The organism is Marinobacter sp., from assembly GCF_041595835.1.
In the GTDB taxonomy this organism is placed as follows: Bacteria; Pseudomonadota; Gammaproteobacteria; order Pseudomonadales; family Oleiphilaceae; genus Marinobacter.
In genome coordinates this window covers 29503-48602 of sequence record NZ_JBFHJO010000020.1, presented here as the reverse complement: position 1 = coordinate 48602, position 19100 = coordinate 29503, and the positions used below count along the sequence as shown (strand labels likewise).

14 protein-coding genes are annotated in these 19100 nt (G+C 51.9%); 7 read left to right on the top strand and 7 right to left on the bottom strand.

From position 1 onward, the window contains the following. A partial coding sequence (locus ABYA77_RS08775) for a hypothetical protein (protein ID WP_372965577.1) occupies positions 1-314 on the top strand: 314 nt, incomplete at its 5' end. Positions 315-363: 49 nt separating this feature from the next. Here ABYA77_RS08775 and purT read toward each other — a convergent pair. From purT to ABYA77_RS08755, 4 genes are read right to left on the bottom strand one after another with little or no spacing between them, the layout of a single operon-like run. Continuing rightward, positions 364-1563 carry a formate-dependent phosphoribosylglycinamide formyltransferase gene (gene purT / locus ABYA77_RS08770; protein WP_372965576.1) on the bottom strand — a complete coding sequence of 400 codons (1200 nt, stop codon included), beginning with the start codon at positions 1561-1563 and terminating at the stop codon, positions 364-366. A 21-nt stretch (positions 1564-1584) separates the two neighbouring features. After that, positions 1585-1767, bottom strand: a complete 183-nt coding sequence (locus ABYA77_RS08765; protein WP_372965575.1) for a DUF1289 domain-containing protein — start codon at positions 1765-1767, stop codon at positions 1585-1587. A 2-nt stretch (positions 1768-1769) separates the two neighbouring features. Next, entirely contained in the window at positions 1770-2297 is a 528-nt protein-coding gene (locus ABYA77_RS08760) for a gamma carbonic anhydrase family protein (protein WP_372965574.1), read from the bottom strand. 17 nt (positions 2298-2314) lie between these two features. Then, complete coding sequence (locus ABYA77_RS08755) at positions 2315-2896, bottom strand: CoA pyrophosphatase (RefSeq protein ID WP_372965573.1); 582 nt, start codon at positions 2894-2896, stop codon at positions 2315-2317. A gap of 95 nt (positions 2897-2991) precedes the next feature. Here ABYA77_RS08755 and ABYA77_RS08750 point away from each other — a divergent pair, with 95 nt between their 5' ends. After that, the gene (locus tag ABYA77_RS08750) at positions 2992-3570 is read left to right on the top strand and encodes an NUDIX hydrolase (protein ID WP_372965579.1); all 579 of its coding nucleotides are present in this window, start codon (positions 2992-2994) and stop codon (positions 3568-3570) included. Here the strand turns inward: ABYA77_RS08750 and ABYA77_RS08745 are convergent. Next, positions 3540-3851, bottom strand: coding sequence for an NGG1p interacting factor NIF3 (locus ABYA77_RS08745; protein WP_372965572.1), 312 nt, complete (start codon positions 3849-3851; stop codon positions 3540-3542). The genes ABYA77_RS08750 and ABYA77_RS08745 overlap by 31 nt on opposite strands. Before the next feature lie 436 nt (positions 3852-4287). Next, the gene (gene purL, locus ABYA77_RS08740; protein ID WP_372965571.1) at positions 4288-8193 is read right to left on the bottom strand and encodes a phosphoribosylformylglycinamidine synthase; all 3906 of its coding nucleotides are present in this window, start codon (positions 8191-8193) and stop codon (positions 4288-4290) included. Between the two features lie 293 nt (positions 8194-8486). Here purL and mltF point away from each other — a divergent pair, with 293 nt between their 5' ends. Beyond that, positions 8487-9992, top strand: a complete 1506-nt coding sequence (gene mltF / locus ABYA77_RS08735) for a membrane-bound lytic murein transglycosylase MltF (protein ID WP_372965578.1) — start codon at positions 8487-8489, stop codon at positions 9990-9992. A 3-nt stretch (positions 9993-9995) separates the two neighbouring features. Here the strand turns inward: mltF and ABYA77_RS08730 are convergent, their stop codons facing one another. After that, entirely contained in the window at positions 9996-10490 is a 495-nt protein-coding gene (locus tag ABYA77_RS08730) for a regulatory protein RecX (RefSeq protein WP_372965570.1), read from the bottom strand. A 143-nt stretch (positions 10491-10633) separates the two neighbouring features. On the opposite strand from ABYA77_RS08730, the gene ABYA77_RS08725 reads away from it, so the two are divergent. The 4 genes from ABYA77_RS08725 (at position 10634) to ABYA77_RS08710 (ending at position 19097) form a co-directional block, all read left to right on the top strand. After that, positions 10634-13099 (top strand): DUF349 domain-containing protein, encoded by a 2466-nt coding sequence (locus ABYA77_RS08725; protein WP_372965569.1) that lies wholly within the window; start codon positions 10634-10636, stop codon positions 13097-13099. A 197-nt stretch (positions 13100-13296) separates the two neighbouring features. Next, on the top strand, positions 13297-14505 hold the full coding sequence (locus ABYA77_RS08720; RefSeq protein WP_372965568.1) for an acetyl-CoA C-acetyltransferase: 1209 nt from the start codon (positions 13297-13299) through the stop codon (positions 14503-14505). A gap of 29 nt (positions 14506-14534) precedes the next feature. Then, the gene (locus ABYA77_RS08715; protein ID WP_372965567.1) at positions 14535-16685 is read left to right on the top strand and encodes a 3-hydroxyacyl-CoA dehydrogenase NAD-binding domain-containing protein; all 2151 of its coding nucleotides are present in this window, start codon (positions 14535-14537) and stop codon (positions 16683-16685) included. A 237-nt stretch (positions 16686-16922) separates the two neighbouring features. Continuing rightward, the gene (locus ABYA77_RS08710) at positions 16923-19097 is read left to right on the top strand and encodes a carboxy terminal-processing peptidase (RefSeq protein ID WP_372965566.1); all 2175 of its coding nucleotides are present in this window, start codon (positions 16923-16925) and stop codon (positions 19095-19097) included. Positions 19098-19100 lie beyond the last annotated feature (3 nt).

The window sequence follows — 19100 nt, the reverse complement described above, 5'->3', positions numbered from 1 at the left end:
TTGCTCAAGACAAAACTCAATTTTCGACGAGTCACTGTCCTGATATTTCGTATCTGAAATACCTCGGCCAGCGCCCACACGAATTACTTGGTCAACTTTTTAAAGAGCGTTTGAGCGTCTCGTTGCTCAATCAAGGTGGCGTATTTTACACTGAACAGCCATCTTGTCAACCACTTTCTAAAGAAACTTTAAAAGATTTTCTTCAGATCTTACAAGCAGTTATCGCTTCGATTCCGACTGATTTAAGTGGCCAGCCCCTCAAGCGAGATGCGCATTCTACAGACCTTAGCCAAGGAGTCAACGGTCGCCCTTAAACTTTTTAAAATTCTTTTAATCGACCCCTTATCTCCTATCCAGAACCGTTTACATTTCTACTTTAACTTTCAGAGCAACGGCCCGCGCCACAGCCCTTGCCTCTTCGATGGTAGCGGCCTGAGCCAAAGCCACCCCCATCCGTCTTCTGCCTTTTAATTCAGGCTTACCAAAAAGGCGGATCTGAGTATCCGGCTCAGACAACGCCTCTTCCAGCCCACTATAGGAAACCGATCGGGATTCACCCTCAGGAAGTATAACCGATGAGGCTGTCGGCCCTCGCTGTCTGATAGCAGGTATCGGCAAGCCAAGGATCGCCCTGGCATGCAGCGCAAACTCAGACAAATCCTGTGACATCAATGTAACCAGGCCTGTGTCATGCGGTCGCGGTGATACTTCAGAAAACCAAACATCATCACCTTTAACAAATAACTCGACACCATATAAGCCATACCCACCCAAATTCTCGACAACCGCCCGCGCAATTTGAGTCGCCCCATCAAAGGCTTTCCCGGACATTGGGTGTGGTTGCCATGACTCCCGGTAGTCTCCATCTTCCTGGAGGTGACCTATCGGATCACAGAAGGAAATCCCACCACGGTGCTTAACTGTCAGCAAAGTGATCTCGTAGTCAAAATCGATAAACCCTTCGACAATCACCCGGCCGCGGCCTGCTCGCCCGCCTGTCTGGGCATATTCCCATGCGGCATCAATATCTGCCTCAGTTTTGACGGTACTCTGCCCTTTGCCCGACGAACTCATGACCGGCTTAACCACAAGCGGCAACCCTATTTCTCTTACCGCTGCAATATATTCTTCACGACTTTCCGCAAAACGATAGGGCGACGTTGCCAGACCAAGTTCTTCGGCAGCTAAACGGCGAATACCCTCTCGATTCATTGTCAGGTTAACCGCACGAGCGGTTGGAACCACCCGGTACCCTTCCCCTTCTAATTTCACAAGCTCCGACGTTGCGATTGCTTCAATTTCAGGAACGATCAAGTCAGGCTTTTCACGCTCAATGATTTCTCGCAAAGCGGGGCCGTCCAGCATATCGACAACATGACTCCGGTGCGCAACCTGCATCGCAGGCGCATCCGGGTACCTGTCAATAGCGATAACTTCCACACCAAATCGCTGCAACTCTATAACGACCTCTTTACCCAACTCCCCGGAGCCACAAAAAAGAACGCGGGTTGCATTCGGTTTAAGAGGTGTTCCGATACGAACAGTACGCTCTATGTCAGTCATTCCGGTTTACTTCCCGTTCATTCAGATTTGAAATTGCTTTTCTCGTTCTGCAACGTTTTTAAGTACTTCTCGGCGCTCATCCTCTGTCATGGTGCTCCATCGAAGTATTTCGTCACCGCTACGCTGACAGCCAATACAGATATCATTTGCATCCAGAGCGCAGACTGACACGCAAGGGGAGCGCACTTTATCCCGAACTTTCATAGCTAGAGATCAACCTCTTCCAGTTTTGTCAGATAGCGCTGTGCGTTAAGCACATAGTGCTGGGCACTCATTTCCAACATTGTCTTCTGACTAGCAGTAAGCTCTCGTCGAATTTTCCCCGGCGAGCCAACCACCATAGAGCCATCCGGAATCTCCATTCCCTCAGGTATTAGGGTATTCGCCCCAATAAGACAGTGCTTTCCGATCTTTGCACCATTCAACACGACAGCGTTTATCCCGATCAGGGAGTAGTCACCGATCTGACAACCATGAAGCATTGCTTTATGACCCACCGTCACTCCACGCCCAATGGTCAGAGGGTTACCCGGATCGGTATGCAGGACAGAACCATCCTGAACATTTGACTCCGGACCAATGGTAATGAGTTCGTTATCACCTCGAACAACTACGTTGAACCAGATGCTGGATTTTTCCATCATTTTAACGCTGCCAATCACTGTGGCATTCTGGGCAACAAACTGCCCTCCTCCTGAATACTCTGGTGTACGGTTTTCAAGACGGTATAACATCAATTCCTCCAAGTGATTCAGCGCGGCGGTTCAAGAATATCGATACCGGCATCGTACACAGCATTCAGGAAATCAACCAGAACCACTGCTGACAACCCCCAGATCTGGTAGCGTTCCCACCTGTAACAGGGCACATAAAGTGTGCTGTTCTGGAAACCGAGAGCATCCGTACGCTCCCGTTTATCTTCCAGAAAAAAAGAAATTGGAACACGAAATACGCTCTCGATTTCATCGGGGTTCGGTTTCAAGACGTGATCAGCAGGAACCATACCAACGTATGGCGTCACCAGAATCCGATGTAATGATACAACCTGGCTCAGCGGAGCAATCACGCGAACCTGGTCAGGCGGCAATCCTATTTCCTCGTAGGTTTCCCTGAGCGCCGTTGCAGCTAAAGAAGCATCTCCAGGATCACGTTTTCCCCCAGGATAAGCAACCTGACCACGATGAGTTTTAAGGTGTGCCGAACGCAAGGTAAAAATCATCTCAGGGTTGCCTGGAGTGTCAGTAATGGGCACCAGGATTCCGGCCTCGGGATAATCCAGAGCCAATTGCCTGGGCGCATAATTCGACAGTTTTTCCGATAACAGATCTTGCACTGTTTACTCCGGTAACTTCACAACATTGGGTGAGACAATGACAGCCTTGGCCGTTAAACTGACTACCATTGAACACTTAGTATACGGGGAAAATGATGAAGTATTGCAGCACTTGCGGCCAACCGGTTGAACAGAGGATTCCCGAAGGCGACAACCGATACCGTTATGTTTGTGTCAGCTGCGACACCATTCACTACCAGAACCCAAGGATTATTGCCGGCACAGTACCCGTATGGGATGGGCGCATTCTTCTTTGCCGCAGAGCTATTGAGCCCAGATACGGCTACTGGACCCTACCAGCCGGGTTTATGGAAAATGCTGAAACGACCATTGAAGCCGCAGCACGTGAAACCAGAGAGGAGGCTTTGGCTGAAGTCAGTATTGACGGTCTGTATTCGATCATTGATGTTCCTCACATCAATCAGGTGCACATGTTTTATCGAGCCACACTTCTGGATGGAAGTTTTGGTGCCGGTGAAGAGTCACTGGAGTCCAGACTGTTTGCTGCCGACGAGATTCCCTGGGATGAAATATCTTTCCCTACCGTGAAGAAAACCCTGAAACTCTTTCTTAACGAGATGGAAACAGGAAACTACGGCGTACACATTACCGACATCAGGCCCCGCATCACTAAAGAAGAGCCTCACAGCACCTCTAGTCGCAACACCTCATAAGCGGGCTCTTCATATGGATGGGCCTGCTTCAATGCTGCGACAGCACTCCTGACCACCCTTTCAGAACAAACCAGCTCCACTTTAAATTCCCGAACAACTTCCAGCTCTCCTTGCTTGCCGAGAAAGGGATCACTTCCAGCCAGAGGCCGGAACTGGCCCTGTCCTTCACATTGCCATGCACAGCAATCGTAGTCGCCGATTTTCCCCGCCCCCACATCAAAGAGAGCTTGTTTGGTTTTCTCCAGATGGGTTTCCGGTACGAAGTAGCAAAGTTTATACATCTGTGCACCTCAAATAGTACAAGTTTTGTACAAATCAGGTTTTTTTGAACTTACCCACAGATTCTGTGGATAACTCTGGGGAAAGTTTTGGGGAATCCACTCTGAACCCCTATGATTACAGGCCTTCACTCAAATTGACGACAAAATCACCCATTTATTTTTATCTTTATTTTTCAAGAGGTTAAATACTTCGAATAAAAAATGAACGCTTATATCCCTCTTTGATCATAGATCCATCAATTTCCATCAAAAAATGTGCATAAAAATCCCGAGTCAAGACCTTGACCCGCACTTTTAGCATATTTTTTCAGGCCAACCTGTATGTTTTTTGACCGCAGAGTGAATATTGTACAATCAAAAAAGCCGACCGGATAATGCCCCAAGAAAAGGAACATTACCCGATCGGCTTTCAGGCCAACCGGACAGGTTTGCTCAATTAGCCGAGCCAGCGCCTGGCATTTCTGAACATGCGAATCCAGGGACCATCTTCCTGCCAGCCATCCGGCCTCCAGGAATGCTGTACAGCCCGGAAAACACGTTCTGGGTGAGGCATCATTATGGTGACCCGACCATCGCGAGTAGTAACACCGGTAATACCACCTTCAGAACCATTGGGATTGTATGGATAACGCTCCGTCACCTGTCCCTGATTGTCCACATACCGCAATGCGACCAACTCACTTTCCGTCAACGCCCCCGCGGAGTTGCCAGAGGCAAACTCAATACGCCCTTCACCGTGTGCTACGGCGATCGGCATACGCGAACCGGTCATCCCTTCCAGAAAAGCAGAGGGAGACGGGGTCACCTCAACCATCACCAAACGAGCTTCGAACTGTTCCGATTCATTACGTACAAAACGAGGCCAACCTTCACTGCCCGGGATGAGCTCATGCAGGTTGGACAGCATCTGACAACCATTACACACACCCAACGCCAAAGTATCCTGGCGATTGAAGAATGCAGCAAACTGGTCACGAACACGGTCATTGAACAGAATCGACTTCGCCCAACCTTCGCCTGCGCCCAATACGTCACCGTACGAGAATCCACCGCAAGCCACCAGGCTCTTAAAGCCATCGAGAGCCACCCTGCCAGACAGCAAATCACTCATGTGCACGTCTACGGCCTCAAATCCTGCCCGATCAAAGGCAGCAGCCATCTCAACCTGACCATTAACTCCCTGCTCTCTAAGCACAGCCACTCTTGGACGAGCACCCGTGTTAATGAAAGGCGCAGCCACGTCTTCATTAATATCAAAGCTCAAGTTAGCGTTCAGACCCGGATCTTCAGTGTCCAGCAAGTTCTCAAATTCTTCGTGCGCGCAGTCAGCATTGTCCCGCAGAGACTGAATCCGGTAGCTGGTTTCAGCCCACATACGCTGCAACTCAACCCGAGACTCATCAACCACATGGTCGCCAGCAAACGTCAACTGAATCCGGTCCTTATCATTCAAGGTCCCGATAACACCCGTGTGGTCACCCAGGCCCGCTGCTGAGAATTGTTGCAGCACAAACTCCGTGTCTTCACGGCGCACCTGCACTACGGCGCCAAGCTCTTCATTAAACAGCTCACGGGCAAACTGGGAACTGTCTTCAGCCAAGCCATCCAGCTTGACGCTCACACCGGCACGGCCAGCAAAGCTCATTTCCGCCAGTGTTACAAACAAGCCACCATCGGACCGATCATGATAAGCCAGCAGTTTACCGTCAGAATTCAGACCCTGAATAACCGCGAAGAAAGCTTTAATATCTTCAGGATCATCAAGGTCGGGAGCAACCGCTCCAACCTGACTGTAAACCTGAGCCAAGGCAGAGCCACCCAGACGATTCTGGCCAGCCGCCAGATCAATTAAAATCAGATCAGTTTCACCGACGTCAGTTCGAAGCTGAGGTGTAAGGGTTCTGGCTACGTCAGTCACCGGTGCAAAACCACTGACAATGAGAGACAGGGGCGACGTCACACTCTTCTGCTCGCCGTTTTCTTCCTCCCAGGTGGTTTTCATGGACATGGAGTCTTTACCCACCGGGATAGTAATCCCCAGAGCCGGGCAAAGCTCCATCCCAACAGCACGCACAGTGTCGTATAGGTTTTCATCTTCACCCGGATGGCCGGCAGCAGCCATCCAGTTTGCAGAAAGACGAATATCCGACAGTTTCGCTATAGGAGCAGCTGCAAGGTTGGTGATCGCCTCACCAACAGCCATACGGCCGGATGCCGGGGCATCAATAACAGCCAGCGGCGTGCGCTCCCCCATCGCCATGGCTTCGCCGGCATTCACATCAAAAGAGGCTGCAGTTACAGCTACATCGGCCACAGGAACCTGCCAGGGACCAACCATCTGGTCACGGGCGACCAGACCGGTGATTGTGCGGTCACCAATGGTAATCAGAAAGCTCTTCGATCCAACAGATGGCAAGCGGAGAACACGCTGAATTGCATCCTGAAGATCAATTTTCGAAGAATCGAAAATTGGCTTTGTGAACGAAGCACGAGTAACACTCCGATGCATTCTCGGGGGCTTCCCGAATAGCACATCCATCGGCAGGTCTACCGGCTTATCGTTGAAATAGGAGTCAGCCAGCTCAAGATGGTGTTCCTCGGTAGCCTCGCCAATTACCGCATAAGGGCAACGCTCACGGCGGCACAGTGCATCAAACCGGTCCAAGTCATCCGGGGCCACTGCAAGCACATAGCGTTCCTGAGATTCGTTACTCCAGATCTCCAGCGGCGACATGCCGGGCTCATCGCTGGGGATGTCGCGCAACTCAAATTTACCACCGCGACCACCATCTTTAACAAGCTCTGGCATCGCGTTAGATAAGCCACCGGCACCTACATCGTGGATAAAGCATATAGGGTTCTCGTCGCCCAACTGCCAGCAGCGGTCGATGACTTCCTGACAGCGACGCTCCATTTCAGGGTTGTCACGTTGTACAGACGCGAAATCCAGGTTTTCGTTACTTGAGCCTGAATCCATAGAGGAAGCCGCGCCGCCTCCAAGCCCGATAAGCATGGACGGACCACCCAGCACAATCAGTTTTGCACCTACGGGAATATTCCCTTTTTCCACATCCTGCTCACGAATATTACCCAGACCACCGGCAATCATGATGGGCTTGTGGTAGCCGCGAACCTCTTCGCCGGCAGCCCCGGGAACTTTTCCCTCGAAAGTACGGAAATAGCCCGCCAGATTTGGTCGGCCAAATTCATTATTGAACGCAGCGCCGCCAATGGGACCTTCAATCATGATATCCAGCGGCGAAGCAATCCGGCCCGGCTTGCCATACCCGATTTCCCACGGCTGTTCAGCGCCGGGAATATTCAGATTTGACACGGTATAACCTGAAAGTCCTGCCTTTGGCTTAGAGCCGCGACCAGTCGCGCCTTCGTCACGAATTTCACCACCGGAGCCAGTAGCAGCGCCCGCAAAAGGTGCGATAGCTGTCGGGTGGTTATGGGTTTCCACTTTCATCAGGATATGTACAGGCTCACGATTGTAGCCATACACACCGGAACCTGGGGCCGGATAGAAACGACCGGCCTCGCTACCAACAATGACTGACGCGTTATCCTTGTACGCAGACAACACACCTTCACTGTTCATTTCATAGGTATTCTTGATCATCGCGAACAGGGACTTGTCCTGCCCTTCGCCATCAATATCCCATGACGCATTAAAGATCTTATGTCGACAATGCTCGGAGTTCGCCTGCGCAAACATCATCAACTCAACATCAGTCGGATCACGTTCCAGCTTGCCAAAAGATGTCACAAGGTAATCGATCTCATCGTCGGCCAGCGCAAGCCCGAGGCGACTATTCGCTTCCACCAGAGCAGCACGTCCACCGGAGATAACCGGTACACGCCCCAGAGGCCGGGGTTCTTCATTACTGAACAACAGCTCGGCACCACCCATTTCGTGAAAAACTTTCTGAGTCATGCGATCGTGCAGCAGTGCGGCAATTTTCTCCCGCTGCTCCAGATCCAGTTTACGGCTGGCGCGGACATAATAGGCAATGCCTCGCTCAATTCTGCGAATCTGGCGCAGCCCGCAATTACGGGCGATGTCAGTCGCTTTGCTGGACCAGGGAGAGAGTGTGCCGGGTCGTGGAACCACCAGGAACAAAACTCCATCCTGCGCTTCTACTTCAACACTAGGCCCATAAGTAAGCAGCCGGTCCAGAATCGCCTGTTCCGTATCGGACAGGTCGTCATCTAGATCCACAAAGTGCATAAACTCAGCATAGACATGCTCCACATCCGGAACCATTTCCTGGATGCGAGAATGCAGTTTGCGGGAACGAAAGGGCGAGAGCGCTGGCGCGCCGCGAAGTTCAAGCATGATATCAACCTGTATCGCGCGAAGAATCGGGGGACGTCTTTCTGAAAGGCGGCCATGATACTTGAAACCGCCGCCGGGATACAGGGTAAGGTGATGCCTTTCGTGGGTGTATTATTAACATTATTTTGCGTAGTTATTAACCACGCCAATTGACCGCAGCCGCACAAGAAGAGATTATTAATTCGTTGCAAGGATAGCCGGGGGCATCAAACAACAGGAGAGTGGCCGTAGCCACGTAGTTCCCTGAACATTGGGCTTTTTCGGAGAACAAGGATTTGTCGCAACTTATCAATATGTTACGAAACGCCAGCGCAATCACTGCGCTTAGCTTGACGGCCATTTTTGCCGGCAGCGGCTGCTCCCAGCCAAGCACCCTTCAAACAGTGAAAAACGAAGGGGTTTTGCACGTTATCACCCGTGCTGCGCCCTCTATTTATTATGAAGAACAAGAAGGCCCCACGGGATACGACTATGAACTTGCTCGTAAATTCGCAGAGGAGTTAGGTGTTGAGCTCAGGGTTCGAGTAGCTGAGGACAACTCCGAAATTCTGTCCATCCTGCAGCAAAACTACGCCCATATCGGCCTTGCCGGATTAATCAATCGGCCTGATTTCGAGAATGAGTTCCATCCAGTACCTATTGGCATCAGCGCCCAATCTATTGTTGTGTATCACCGGGACCACCCCGCCCCGTCGTCTCTTGAAGACTTGTCAGACCAGACATTACATCTGCTCGCCGACAGTAACCACGAACACCTGATCATCTCAAAACCTGCCGCCAACCGGCCAGAGATCCGTATCCACCCGGGGCTGGACGCTGCCGACTTACTGGCTAAAGTGGATAGCGGCGAACTACCTTATGCCGTTATTTCCTCAAACGAGCTAGACCTCAATCACGTTTTCTACCCGATGGTTAAAGAGGCATTTTCCCTGAGCGAACCTCAGGAACTTGTCTGGCTTTTCCCTCCACAACAGGACGACTCTTTAGCCAATGCGGTGCAACAGTTTATGGAGCGTTCCGATGAAGACGGCTCCAAAGCACAACTGGCAGAACGGTTTTATGGTCACCTCGACCGACTGAGTTATGTCGGCGCCCGCACCTTTATGCATCACCTGGAAAACAGGCTTCCCCGCTATCAGGCTATGTTTGAAAGTCATGCTCGTGAAACAGGCATAGATTGGCGGCTTTTAGCCGCTATTGGCTATCAGGAGTCTCACTGGCGCCCAAACGCTGTCTCTCCCACCGGTGTGCGCGGCCTGATGATGCTGACCAGAACAACAGCAAAATATATCGGTATCAACAACCGCCTGGATGCAGAGGAAAGCATTGAAGGTGGGGCCCGGTATTTCAAGCTGGTTTACGAGAAAATCCCTGACCGAATTCCGGAGCCTGACAGAACCTGGTTTGCCCTCGCGTCTTACAATGTTGGCTATGGCCATCTGGAGGATGCCCGAAGGCTGACTGAGTCAGCAGGCAAGGATCCTGACCGCTGGATGGATGTGAAAGAATTTTTGCCGTTACTGGCCAAGAAGGAGTGGTATTCACAAACCCGCTTCGGATATGCCAGGGGGCACGAACCCGTAGCATACGTTCAAAACATCCGGAGATATTACGATGTTCTGGCCAGGATACCGGCGCTCGACAAAAACGAAGCTGACGATCAGGAGCAACAATTAGCCTTGAGTGAACTCACCACAAATACAGAAGAAGAGCCCGGCGAAGCAAGCCCTCTGTCTGAAACACCAGACCTGAGAGCGGCGTTGCCACCAGAACTCAGCCTGATACCGCCCACGCTCTAGGCGTCAGCCATCTATCGCCCAGACCTCATCCAGATCATCCATATTCAGCGCTTTTTCTACCTGTGCAGAAGAAAACCCTCGACGAGCCAAAAATCTTGCCTGCCGGAGCTTTTCCTGCAAATCATTGCTAACTGAGTCAAGACCAAACCGCTTATCCCGCAACTGGGCCGCCAAACGACACCAGTCTGCATCAGACATTTCTGCCAGACATTCCGGACTTTGATGAACACCTCTTTGCTGCAGTTCCGCCATGATGCGAAGCGGCCCATACCCAACATCCATGCGCTGACGAGCATAGATGTCGGCAAACCGGGCGTCATTTAGCCAACCTTCTTTTTCATAATCATCCAGCACTAAATCGATCACGTTTTTTCCGATCTTTCTTTGTCGTAACTTCAGTGAAAGCTCATAGCGACTATGCTCGCGCCTTGCCAGCAGACGCAGGGCTACCGACCGGGCTTTATACTCCGGATCTTCCTGTTTTGAATCTTTTCCCATATAGCCCCTTCCCGCATGCGCTCGCTAAACGCTAGACTAGCGCCCGAATATCAACTACCCGACATACAACTGTGTGCCGACGGCCGGTGGCGGACTACTTTGCCGACACCGCAGACTGGTTTCAATCCCGAAGGATACCTTTTATGGCTGCATTCATTCAGAAACTGTTCAAGTCCCGCAAAGCAAACAAGACCACCAGCACAAGGGCACCCGTAAAACCTGAACCAAGCCAGCCAACAGAGGCAGACCACCGAAAAGCGCTTCGGGAAGCACAAGAACAACGGCTTGCAAACAATCCTGCACAATCCGAATTAGCGGAACTGGCAATTGACGGTGTAACCGCATCTATCCGGCTGGAAGCCGCAAAAGGCATTCTTGATGAAGCCTTACTTCAACAAGTTCAGAAACATTCAAAGGGTCGTGACAAAGGCGTTTATCAGACTGTCCGCCAGTCGCTCCAACGTCTGAGGGAACAGCAGGCTAACGAAGCCGCCACCCACCAGCGAATCACAGACCTGGTCAGCCAAGCTCAGGAACAAGCCAGCAGTGAAAACACCAAACTCTTCAAGGCACGCCTTGAGACGCTTCAGGACCAATGGCGGGCAATAGAAATCAATGCCACCCCCGAGCAGACTCAGCAGTTCCTGGAAGCTGTACACCAGTGCCGTGAACGCCTACAAGAGATGGAAGAAGCTCGCCAAAAAGAAGAGCTCCAGCAAGAACAGGCGCGCCAGCGGCTTGAAACGTTAGAGTTGCTTAAAGGCACGCTCTCCGATTTGAAAGCCCAGGATGCCAACGACCTCCCCTCGGCTTCCGCCCTGGATGCACTTCAAAAAACCCAAGAAAACCGTTGGTTAGAGGCAACCCGCGACACTTCGGTTGATAAAAGCGAACAAGAGGCTTACGAGCAACACATGCTCTCGCTGCGGAGCTACCTGAATGCTGTACGCTGGATGGCGCAGGAAAAAGACACGATCACCACACTGGTTCAGGCCGTCGAATCTGACCAAGCCACCGACGATCACCGCAAACAGGCCAGTGAACTACTGAAACAACTGGAGTGGCCTTCAGGCTTTGCACAGCCAGCCAGCCTTGCCCTGATCCGCAAGTTGACTGGAAAACCGAAAACACCAAAAGCAACAGACGGCCGCCACGAAAAACAGCAGGCCCTTGCCGCCAAACTCAAAGACACATTACCGGAACTGGAAGCTGCGCTTGAAGCTCGGCGGTTCAAAGAATCCAAACAGCTGATCAAAGCCGTGCAACACCTGTTTCAGCAACTGGACCATCACAACCGGAAGAACCTGCAGGCCCGAATACAGTTGCTGACAGGTCAGTTCCGCGAACTCAGCGACTGGCAAGGCTTCGCAACTGAACCGAAACAAATCGCTCTTTGCGAACAAATGGAATACCTGGCCGACCAGCCCATGGAACCGGAAGCCAAAGCTGAGCGGATAAAAGAGCTGCAAAACGACTGGCGTGAACTGGGAGGTTCTTCAGACAGATCCCTCTGGACCCGGTTCAAAGCTGCCTCAGACCGGGCCTATGAGCCGTGCAAGATCTATTTCGAAGCAAAATCTGATCTGAAACAGGCCAATCTCCAAAAGCGCAAAGCTATTTGCAGCGAACTCGCTAACTTCTTGGCGAACGCCGACTGGTCAACCATAGACTGGAAGGCCGTTGAGCGAATTTATCAGACAGCACGGCAGGAATGGAAAGATGCATGGCCAGTAGACTTTCGCGACAACCGCCAGGCACAGAAACAATTTGATGATCTGTTGAAGCAGCTCGAACGCCCGCTGGATGAAGAGCGCAAAAAGAACGAAGCCCAAAAGCAGGCTATTGTTGAAAAGGCCCAGGCCCTGATTAACCACGAGCCCCTCCAGGAAGCTATGGAACAGGCTAAATCCCTGCAAGCTGAATGGACCAAGGTGGGCATAACCCGGCACAGGGAAGACCGCAAAATGTGGCAGGCCTACCGCAAAGCCTGTGACGAAATTTTTGCGCGCCGTGACGCACAACGTACAGCTCAGCAACATGCCAGCGAACAAGCCGATATAGCTGCACAGGAAGCGCTAAGCAAGTATCAGGATATTGGAACAGCTACAGACGACAACATTCTGAACGAAGCCCGCGAAGCCATAAACTCACTGGCCAATGAGCCCTTGTCTCATTCTGCAAAGGATCAGTTGCAAAAGCTGAAGCAACGCCTCAACCGGATCACTCAAGACAAAAAGTTCCGGCAAACCGTGGCTGAGTGGCAGACGCTGATCAATGACAAAGCTCAAAAGCAACTATCAGAAGAGTCCACACCTCCGCATTGGAATACTCTGGCCGAAGCATCCGGCACCATCAATGGCCGCGACCTGGCAATACGGGCTGAAATCCTGACAGGCACCCCCTCGCCGGAGCAAGACCAGACCCGCCGGATGGAAATTCAGGTTCAGCGCCTGACAGATAGCATGGGCAATAATGAAACTACCTCCCCTACCAAAGAACTGGAGAAACTGGTGGCACTCTGGTGCTTACACCCTGACGCTGAAGACATTACCGCCGAAAATGCCAGTCGCCTGAATCAAGCTCTGACAGCGCTGGCACAAATAGACTAGCCCCGCCTCCCGTATTGTAGCTTTAAATAATCCCTGGCCAGCCCGACTGCGACCAGGGATTTTTATTCCTCCCCAAGCCTTAGCGCTGAGCAATTTTGCCAATGGGATTGGCAGCCACTGTCATTACCACCAACAACCCATTGCGGCTATGGTTACTGCATCCAGTTTCACCAAGAACAATTAACAGAGGAATAACCATGTCCACCGAGGCGTATATCTTTGATGCGGTTCGCACCCCCCGCGGTCGCGGCAAGAAAGATGGTTCACTGCATAGCGTTAAGCCCATTACCCTGCTGACGACCGTGCTCAATGCACTGAGGGAACGCAACCATCTGGAGACTGCCCAGGTTGATGACATTGTGATGGGATGTGTTACGGCCGTTGGTGATCAGGGTGCAGACATCGCCAAAACTGCAGCACTGGCCGCAGGCTGGGACGAAACAGTAGCGGGCGTAACTCTGAATCGTTTCTGCGCGTCCGGACTTGAAGCCGTCAATCTTGCAGCAATGAAAGTACGATCGGGCTGGGAGGATCTGGTGGTTGCCGGAGGTGTTGAGGGCATGTCCCGCGTACCTATGGGCTCGGATGGCGGTGCTTGGGCAACCGACCCGGCCACTAACCTGGAAACGGGTTTCATGCCTCAGGGTATCGGTGCAGACTTAGTTGCCACCCTTGCCGGCTTTAGTCGTGAAGACGTCGACAGTTTTGCCGTACGATCTCAGCAAAAAGCCGCCAAAGCCTGGGAGAACGGCCTCTTCAAAAAATCTATCGTGCCAGTTACGGACCAGAACGGCGTGGTTATTCTGGACCACGATGAACACATTCGCGCTGACACCACCCTGGAATCATTATCCGGCCTTAAGCCATCTTTCCAGATGATGGGGGAAATGGGCTTTAACGGCGTAGCTCGCGAAAAATACCACTACGTTGAGAAGATCAACCATGTACACCATGCCGGCAACTCATCCGGCATCGTTGACGGAGCCACTGCCATGCTGATTGGCAGTGAAGCCAAGGGTAAGGAACTGGGCCTGAAACCACGTGCCCGCATTGTCGCTACCGCCGTCACCAGCACCGACCCCACCATCATGCTGACAGGCCCGGCCCCCTCAGCCCTGAAAGCATTAAAAAAAGCCGGAATGACGGTCGATCAGATAGACCTGTTTGAAGTAAATGAAGCTTTCGCCTCTGTAGTAATGCGCTTCCAGAAAGAACTGTCTGTTCCTGATGAGAAAGTGAACGTTAACGGTGGAGCTATCGCCATGGGCCACCCGCTAGGTGCTACCGGCGCGATGATCCTGGGCACACTGCTCGATGAGCTGGAGCGCCGCGAATTACGCTACGGCCTCGCGACGCTGTGTGTTGGCGGCGGCATGGGCATTGCTACCATCATCGAACGCGTTTGAAACCCACTTCCATGAACAAGGAACCGACCATGACCGCAATTAAATATGACCTGGGTTCAGACCAGATTCTAACCCTCACTATCGACATGCCAGGCCAATCCGCCAACACTATGAACGGCGAATTCCGGGCCGCTCTGACGGACACCGTCAACCAGGTCAAACGTGACCTGGACAACATCAAAGGCATCATCGTCGCCTCCGCCAAAAAAACCTTTTTTGCCGGCGGTGACCTGAACGAACTGCACAAGGTAACCCGGGAACAAGCCAAAGACTTCGAAGTTATGGTTGATGCCCTGAAAGCCGACATGCGCTTCCTGGAGACCTGTGGCAAACCCGTTGTTGCTGCCATCAACGGCACCGCTCTGGGTGGTGGACTGGAAATTGCGTTGGCCTGCCATCACCGCATCGCGCTCGATAACGACAGCACTCAGCTAGGCTTGCCAGAAGTAACACTGGGGCTGCTGCCTGGTGGTGGTGGCACCCAGCGCCTACCACGAATGATCGGTTTGGAAGCCGCCTTCCCATTACTGATGGAAGGCAGGAAGCTGAACCCCAAAGCAGCTCTGAAAGCCGGCGTCATCGATGACCTGGCCAATTCACCTGAAGACATGATGAGCAAGGCCCGCACCTTCATTGAAGCTAACCCAAAGTGCCAGCAGCCATGGGATAAAAAAGGCTTCAAGCTACCCGGCGGTGCGCCACATCATCCCGCCATGGCCCAGAAACTAGCCATCGCACCGGCCATGTTGCGCCAGAAAACCAAAGGCTGTTATCCCGCACCCGAGCGCATTCTGGCGGCTGCGGTTGAAGGTGCTCAGGTAGATTTCGATAACGGCAGCCTGATCGAAACCCGTTACTTCACAGAACTGGTCACCGGCCAGGTCGCGAAAAACATGACCAACACTTTCTGGTTCCAGTTAAATGCCATCAAAGCCGGCGGAAGTCGCCCTGACGGCGTAGAGAAAGAAACCTTCAGAAAAGTCGGCATTCTCGGCGCAGGAATGATGGGGGCTGGCATAGCCTACGCCACCGCCAGCCGCGGTATTGACGTCGTGCTAAAAGACGTATCTGTAGAAAACGCCGAAAAAGGTAAAAGCTATTCCGAAAACATACTGCTCAAAAAAGTCAGCCGTCGCCGTATGACAGAAGCACAGAAAAACGAAATTCTGGCCCGCATTACCGCAACCGACAGCGTGGAAGATTTGAGTGGTTGTGACCTGATCATTGAAGCTGTTTTCGAAGACAGCGGCCTGAAAGCCAAGGTCACTCAGGAGGCCGAACCCAAAATGGCGGCTAAAGGTATCTTTGCATCAAACACGTCCACCATCCCCATCACTCAGTTAGCCGAAGCCTCAAGCATGCCAGATAATTTTATTGGCCTGCACTTTTTTTCGCCGGTTGACAAAATGCAGCTGGTAGAAATTATTGTTGGTCAAAAAACCTCCGATGACACCCTGGCTCGCGCCTTCGACTATGTACAGCAGATCGGCAAGATCCCGATTGTTGTCAATGACAGCCGTGGTTTCTTCACATCCCGGGTATTCGGTACCTTTGTAAACGAAGGCATCAGCATGCTGGCCGAGGGCATCCACCCATCCAGCATTGAAAATGCTGGCCTTCTTTCTGGCATGCCTGTTGGTCCGCTGGCCATTTCTGACGAAGTCAGTATGACTCTGATGCAACACATCCGGGCACAAAGCAAGAAAGACACAGAGGCAGCAGGTGGAACATGGCAACCGCATCCCGCCGAAGCCATTATCGATGCCATGGTCGACACCCACAACCGTAAGGGAAAAACGTCGGGTGCTGGTTTCTATGAGTATCCGGAAAAGGGCAAGAAATACCTTTGGCCTGGACTGGAGAGCCTGTTTGTTAACCAGGAAAAAGCACGTAGCGTTGAACTCCAGGACCTAAAAGACCGCATTCTGTTCATTCAGGCGATCGAAACCATCCGATGTCTGGAGGAAGGCGTGCTGCGCACCGTTGAAGATGCCAACATCGGCAGCATCTTCGGTATTGGTTACGCTCCGTGGACCGGCGGAGCCATCCAGTTTGTGAACCAGTATGGCGTACGAGCCTTTGCTGAGCGAGCCAGAACCTTGGCCGAAAAATACGGCGAACGGTTCACCCCCCCGGCCTTGCTGCTACAAAAAGCCGAAAACAACGAAATCTTTGTATAAGTGCCTGCAGGCCGGAGGGCTTCCCTTCGGCCACTCTCCCCCTTTACTTCCCGCCAAAAGTCCCAACCTATAGTCTAAAGCTGCAACTTATATGGACATATTGTCACCAAGCTATACACCTGGCCTATGGCAACAGGTGTAGCAGTTGCCTACAATAAATTGACTAGTCACGGGTAATAACCACTGTCAGCCAGACTGACAAGTATAAAAAGCCCAGTATCGCCAGGTATGTTTAATATGACCATTGCGGAAAAAGCCATGCCCCGTAGCCACCGGTCCACGCTTATCAAAAAAGCTGGGCTAAGCGCGGCGTTTAGCATTGCCCTACTCATTCCCGGCTTGTCCGGTTTACAGGCAAAAGTTGAAGAACCCGCCGTGTATCAACCGGTGTCCCCCACCATTGATCAGGCACGGGCAAATATTCTGATTGCCCGTCAGTTACAGTTCACACACTTCCGCGACCTTGGCATCAGCGACGAATTATCAAGCGATGTATTTGACGCCTACCTGAACTACCTGGACAGCCAGCGCGTTTATCTGACTCAGCAAGATATTGACGCCCTGAGTAATGTCAGGAATCGACTCGGTTCGGCCCTGAAGACCGGCCAATTGCAACCTGGGTTTGATATCTACAACCTGGTTCAGCAGCGCATTATCGAACGCCTCAAATTTGCCCGGGATATTGTTGAAAACGACATTTCCGAGCTGGACTTCAGCACCACCGAGAAAATTCGTGTTGACCGCTCAGATAGCCAATGGGAAGCAGACAAAGCCGCTCTGGACAAACTCTGGATCAAGCGCATCAAAAATGCCGTCCTGGCTCAACGGCTGAGCGGTAACGATGACGACACTATAAAAGAAACCCTGTTACGCCGATACGAAGGCCAGCTTAAGCGTGCTTATCAAGCTCGTAGTGAAGATGCATTTCAGGCCTACATGAACGCGTTCACTGGCATGTGGGATCCACACACGTCTTATTTTTCACCACGTACGTCTGAAAACTTCAACATCAACATGAGCTTGTCTCTGGAAGGCATCGGGGCGGTTCTTCAGTCAGACAACGAATACACCAAAGTGGTTCGCCTGGTGCCTGGCGGCCCTGCGTCCAAACAAGGACAGCTGCAGCCTGCAGACAGAATTGTTTCAGTAGCTCAAGAGGGTGAAGAACCTGTCAACGTCATCGGCTGGCGCCTTGATGAAGTAGTGGATCTGATCCGAGGTCCTCGTAACTCAACCGTTTCTCTGGAAGTAATACCAGCGAACGCTTCCGATGAAACAGTTACTCGCAGCATTGCCATCAATCGTGATGAAGTAAAGCTGGAAGAGCAAAGCGCCAGCAAAGACCTCATCAGGCTGGACAGGCATGGAGCAACCTACAACATCGGTGTCATCACCATCCCCACCTTTTACGCTGACTTCCAGGCCATGCAGGCTGGCGATCCCGACTATAAAAGCACCACCCGTGACGTACGTAAACTGATTAACGAACTCAAGCAGGATGGTGTTGACGGTGTTGTGATAGACCTTCGCAACAACGGCGGTGGCGCATTACACGAAGCCAACGACCTTGTCGGCCTGTTTATCGATAAAGGTCCTACCGTTCAAATACGCAACGCTAACAACAATGTCCAGGTACTGAACGACGAAGACCCGACGGTTGTCTACGACGGCCCGCTTGTCGTTTTGGTCAACCGCATGAGCGCCTCCGCTTCAGAAATTTTTGCAGGTGCCATTCAGGATTACGGCCGCGGCCTGGTCGTTGGTTCTCAAACCTTTGGTAAAGGCACTGTTCAGGCTGTACGCCCACTTAACCATGGGCAGTTGAAAATCACTCAATCCAAATTTTACCGGGTTTCCGGTGGCTCTACTCAACACAAAGGCGTGATCCCTGACATCGAGATCCCTTCCCGTATTGATAAAACCAGAATTGGTGAAGATGCGCTGGATCATGCTCTTCCCTGGGATCAGATTGAAGCCGTACCCCACACTCGCTATTTCGATTTCAGCGGCATCATCGAAGAACTGCGTTCACGACACGCTGACCGCTTTGAAACCAGCCCGGAATTCAGCCTGCTGCAAAAGGAAATAGACTTCCTTAACCAGCAACGCCAGATCGACTACGTGAGTCTTAACCTTAAGGAAAGAACAGCCCAACACAATCAGGTAGAAAATACCCGACTGACCATTGCAAATGCCCGCCGAGAACTACGTGGCGATGAACCATTTGACACACTGGAAGATCTGGAAAAATGGCAGGATGAGCAGGCCGAAAATCTGGACACGACAGATGAAGAACTGGACTTCGTGATTCGCGAAGGCGGCCACATCATGGCCGACTTGCTGGATCTGGACCAACGCATGGCATCCATACTGACACCTACCCGGTTCGCCGCCAAAACCGAGGCGCCATAAAAC

Bases quoted from the DNA above. Each gene is read 5' to 3' on its own strand.
- purT (WP_372965576.1), bottom strand. From the start codon at position 1,563: ATGACTGACATAGAGCGTACTGTTCGTATCGGAACACCTCTTAAACCG.
- ABYA77_RS08765 (WP_372965575.1), bottom strand. From the start codon at position 1,767: ATGAAAGTTCGGGATAAAGTGCGCTCCCCTTGCGTGTCAGTCTGCGCT.
- ABYA77_RS08760 (WP_372965574.1), bottom strand. From the start codon at position 2,297: ATGTTATACCGTCTTGAAAACCGTACACCAGAGTATTCAGGAGGAGGG.
- ABYA77_RS08750 (WP_372965579.1), top strand. From the start codon at position 2,992: ATGAAGTATTGCAGCACTTGCGGCCAACCGGTTGAACAGAGGATTCCC.
- ABYA77_RS08745 (WP_372965572.1), bottom strand. From the start codon at position 3,851: ATGTATAAACTTTGCTACTTCGTACCGGAAACCCATCTGGAGAAAACC.
- purL (WP_372965571.1), bottom strand. From the start codon at position 8,193: ATGCTTGAACTTCGCGGCGCGCCAGCGCTCTCGCCCTTTCGTTCCCGC.
- mltF (WP_372965578.1), top strand. From the start codon at position 8,487: ATGTTACGAAACGCCAGCGCAATCACTGCGCTTAGCTTGACGGCCATT.
- ABYA77_RS08730 (WP_372965570.1), bottom strand. From the start codon at position 10,490: ATGGGAAAAGATTCAAAACAGGAAGATCCGGAGTATAAAGCCCGGTCG.
- ABYA77_RS08725 (WP_372965569.1), top strand. From the start codon at position 10,634: ATGGCTGCATTCATTCAGAAACTGTTCAAGTCCCGCAAAGCAAACAAG.
- ABYA77_RS08720 (WP_372965568.1), top strand. From the start codon at position 13,297: ATGTCCACCGAGGCGTATATCTTTGATGCGGTTCGCACCCCCCGCGGT.
- ABYA77_RS08715 (WP_372965567.1), top strand. From the start codon at position 14,535: ATGACCGCAATTAAATATGACCTGGGTTCAGACCAGATTCTAACCCTC.
- ABYA77_RS08710 (WP_372965566.1), top strand. From the start codon at position 16,923: ATGACCATTGCGGAAAAAGCCATGCCCCGTAGCCACCGGTCCACGCTT.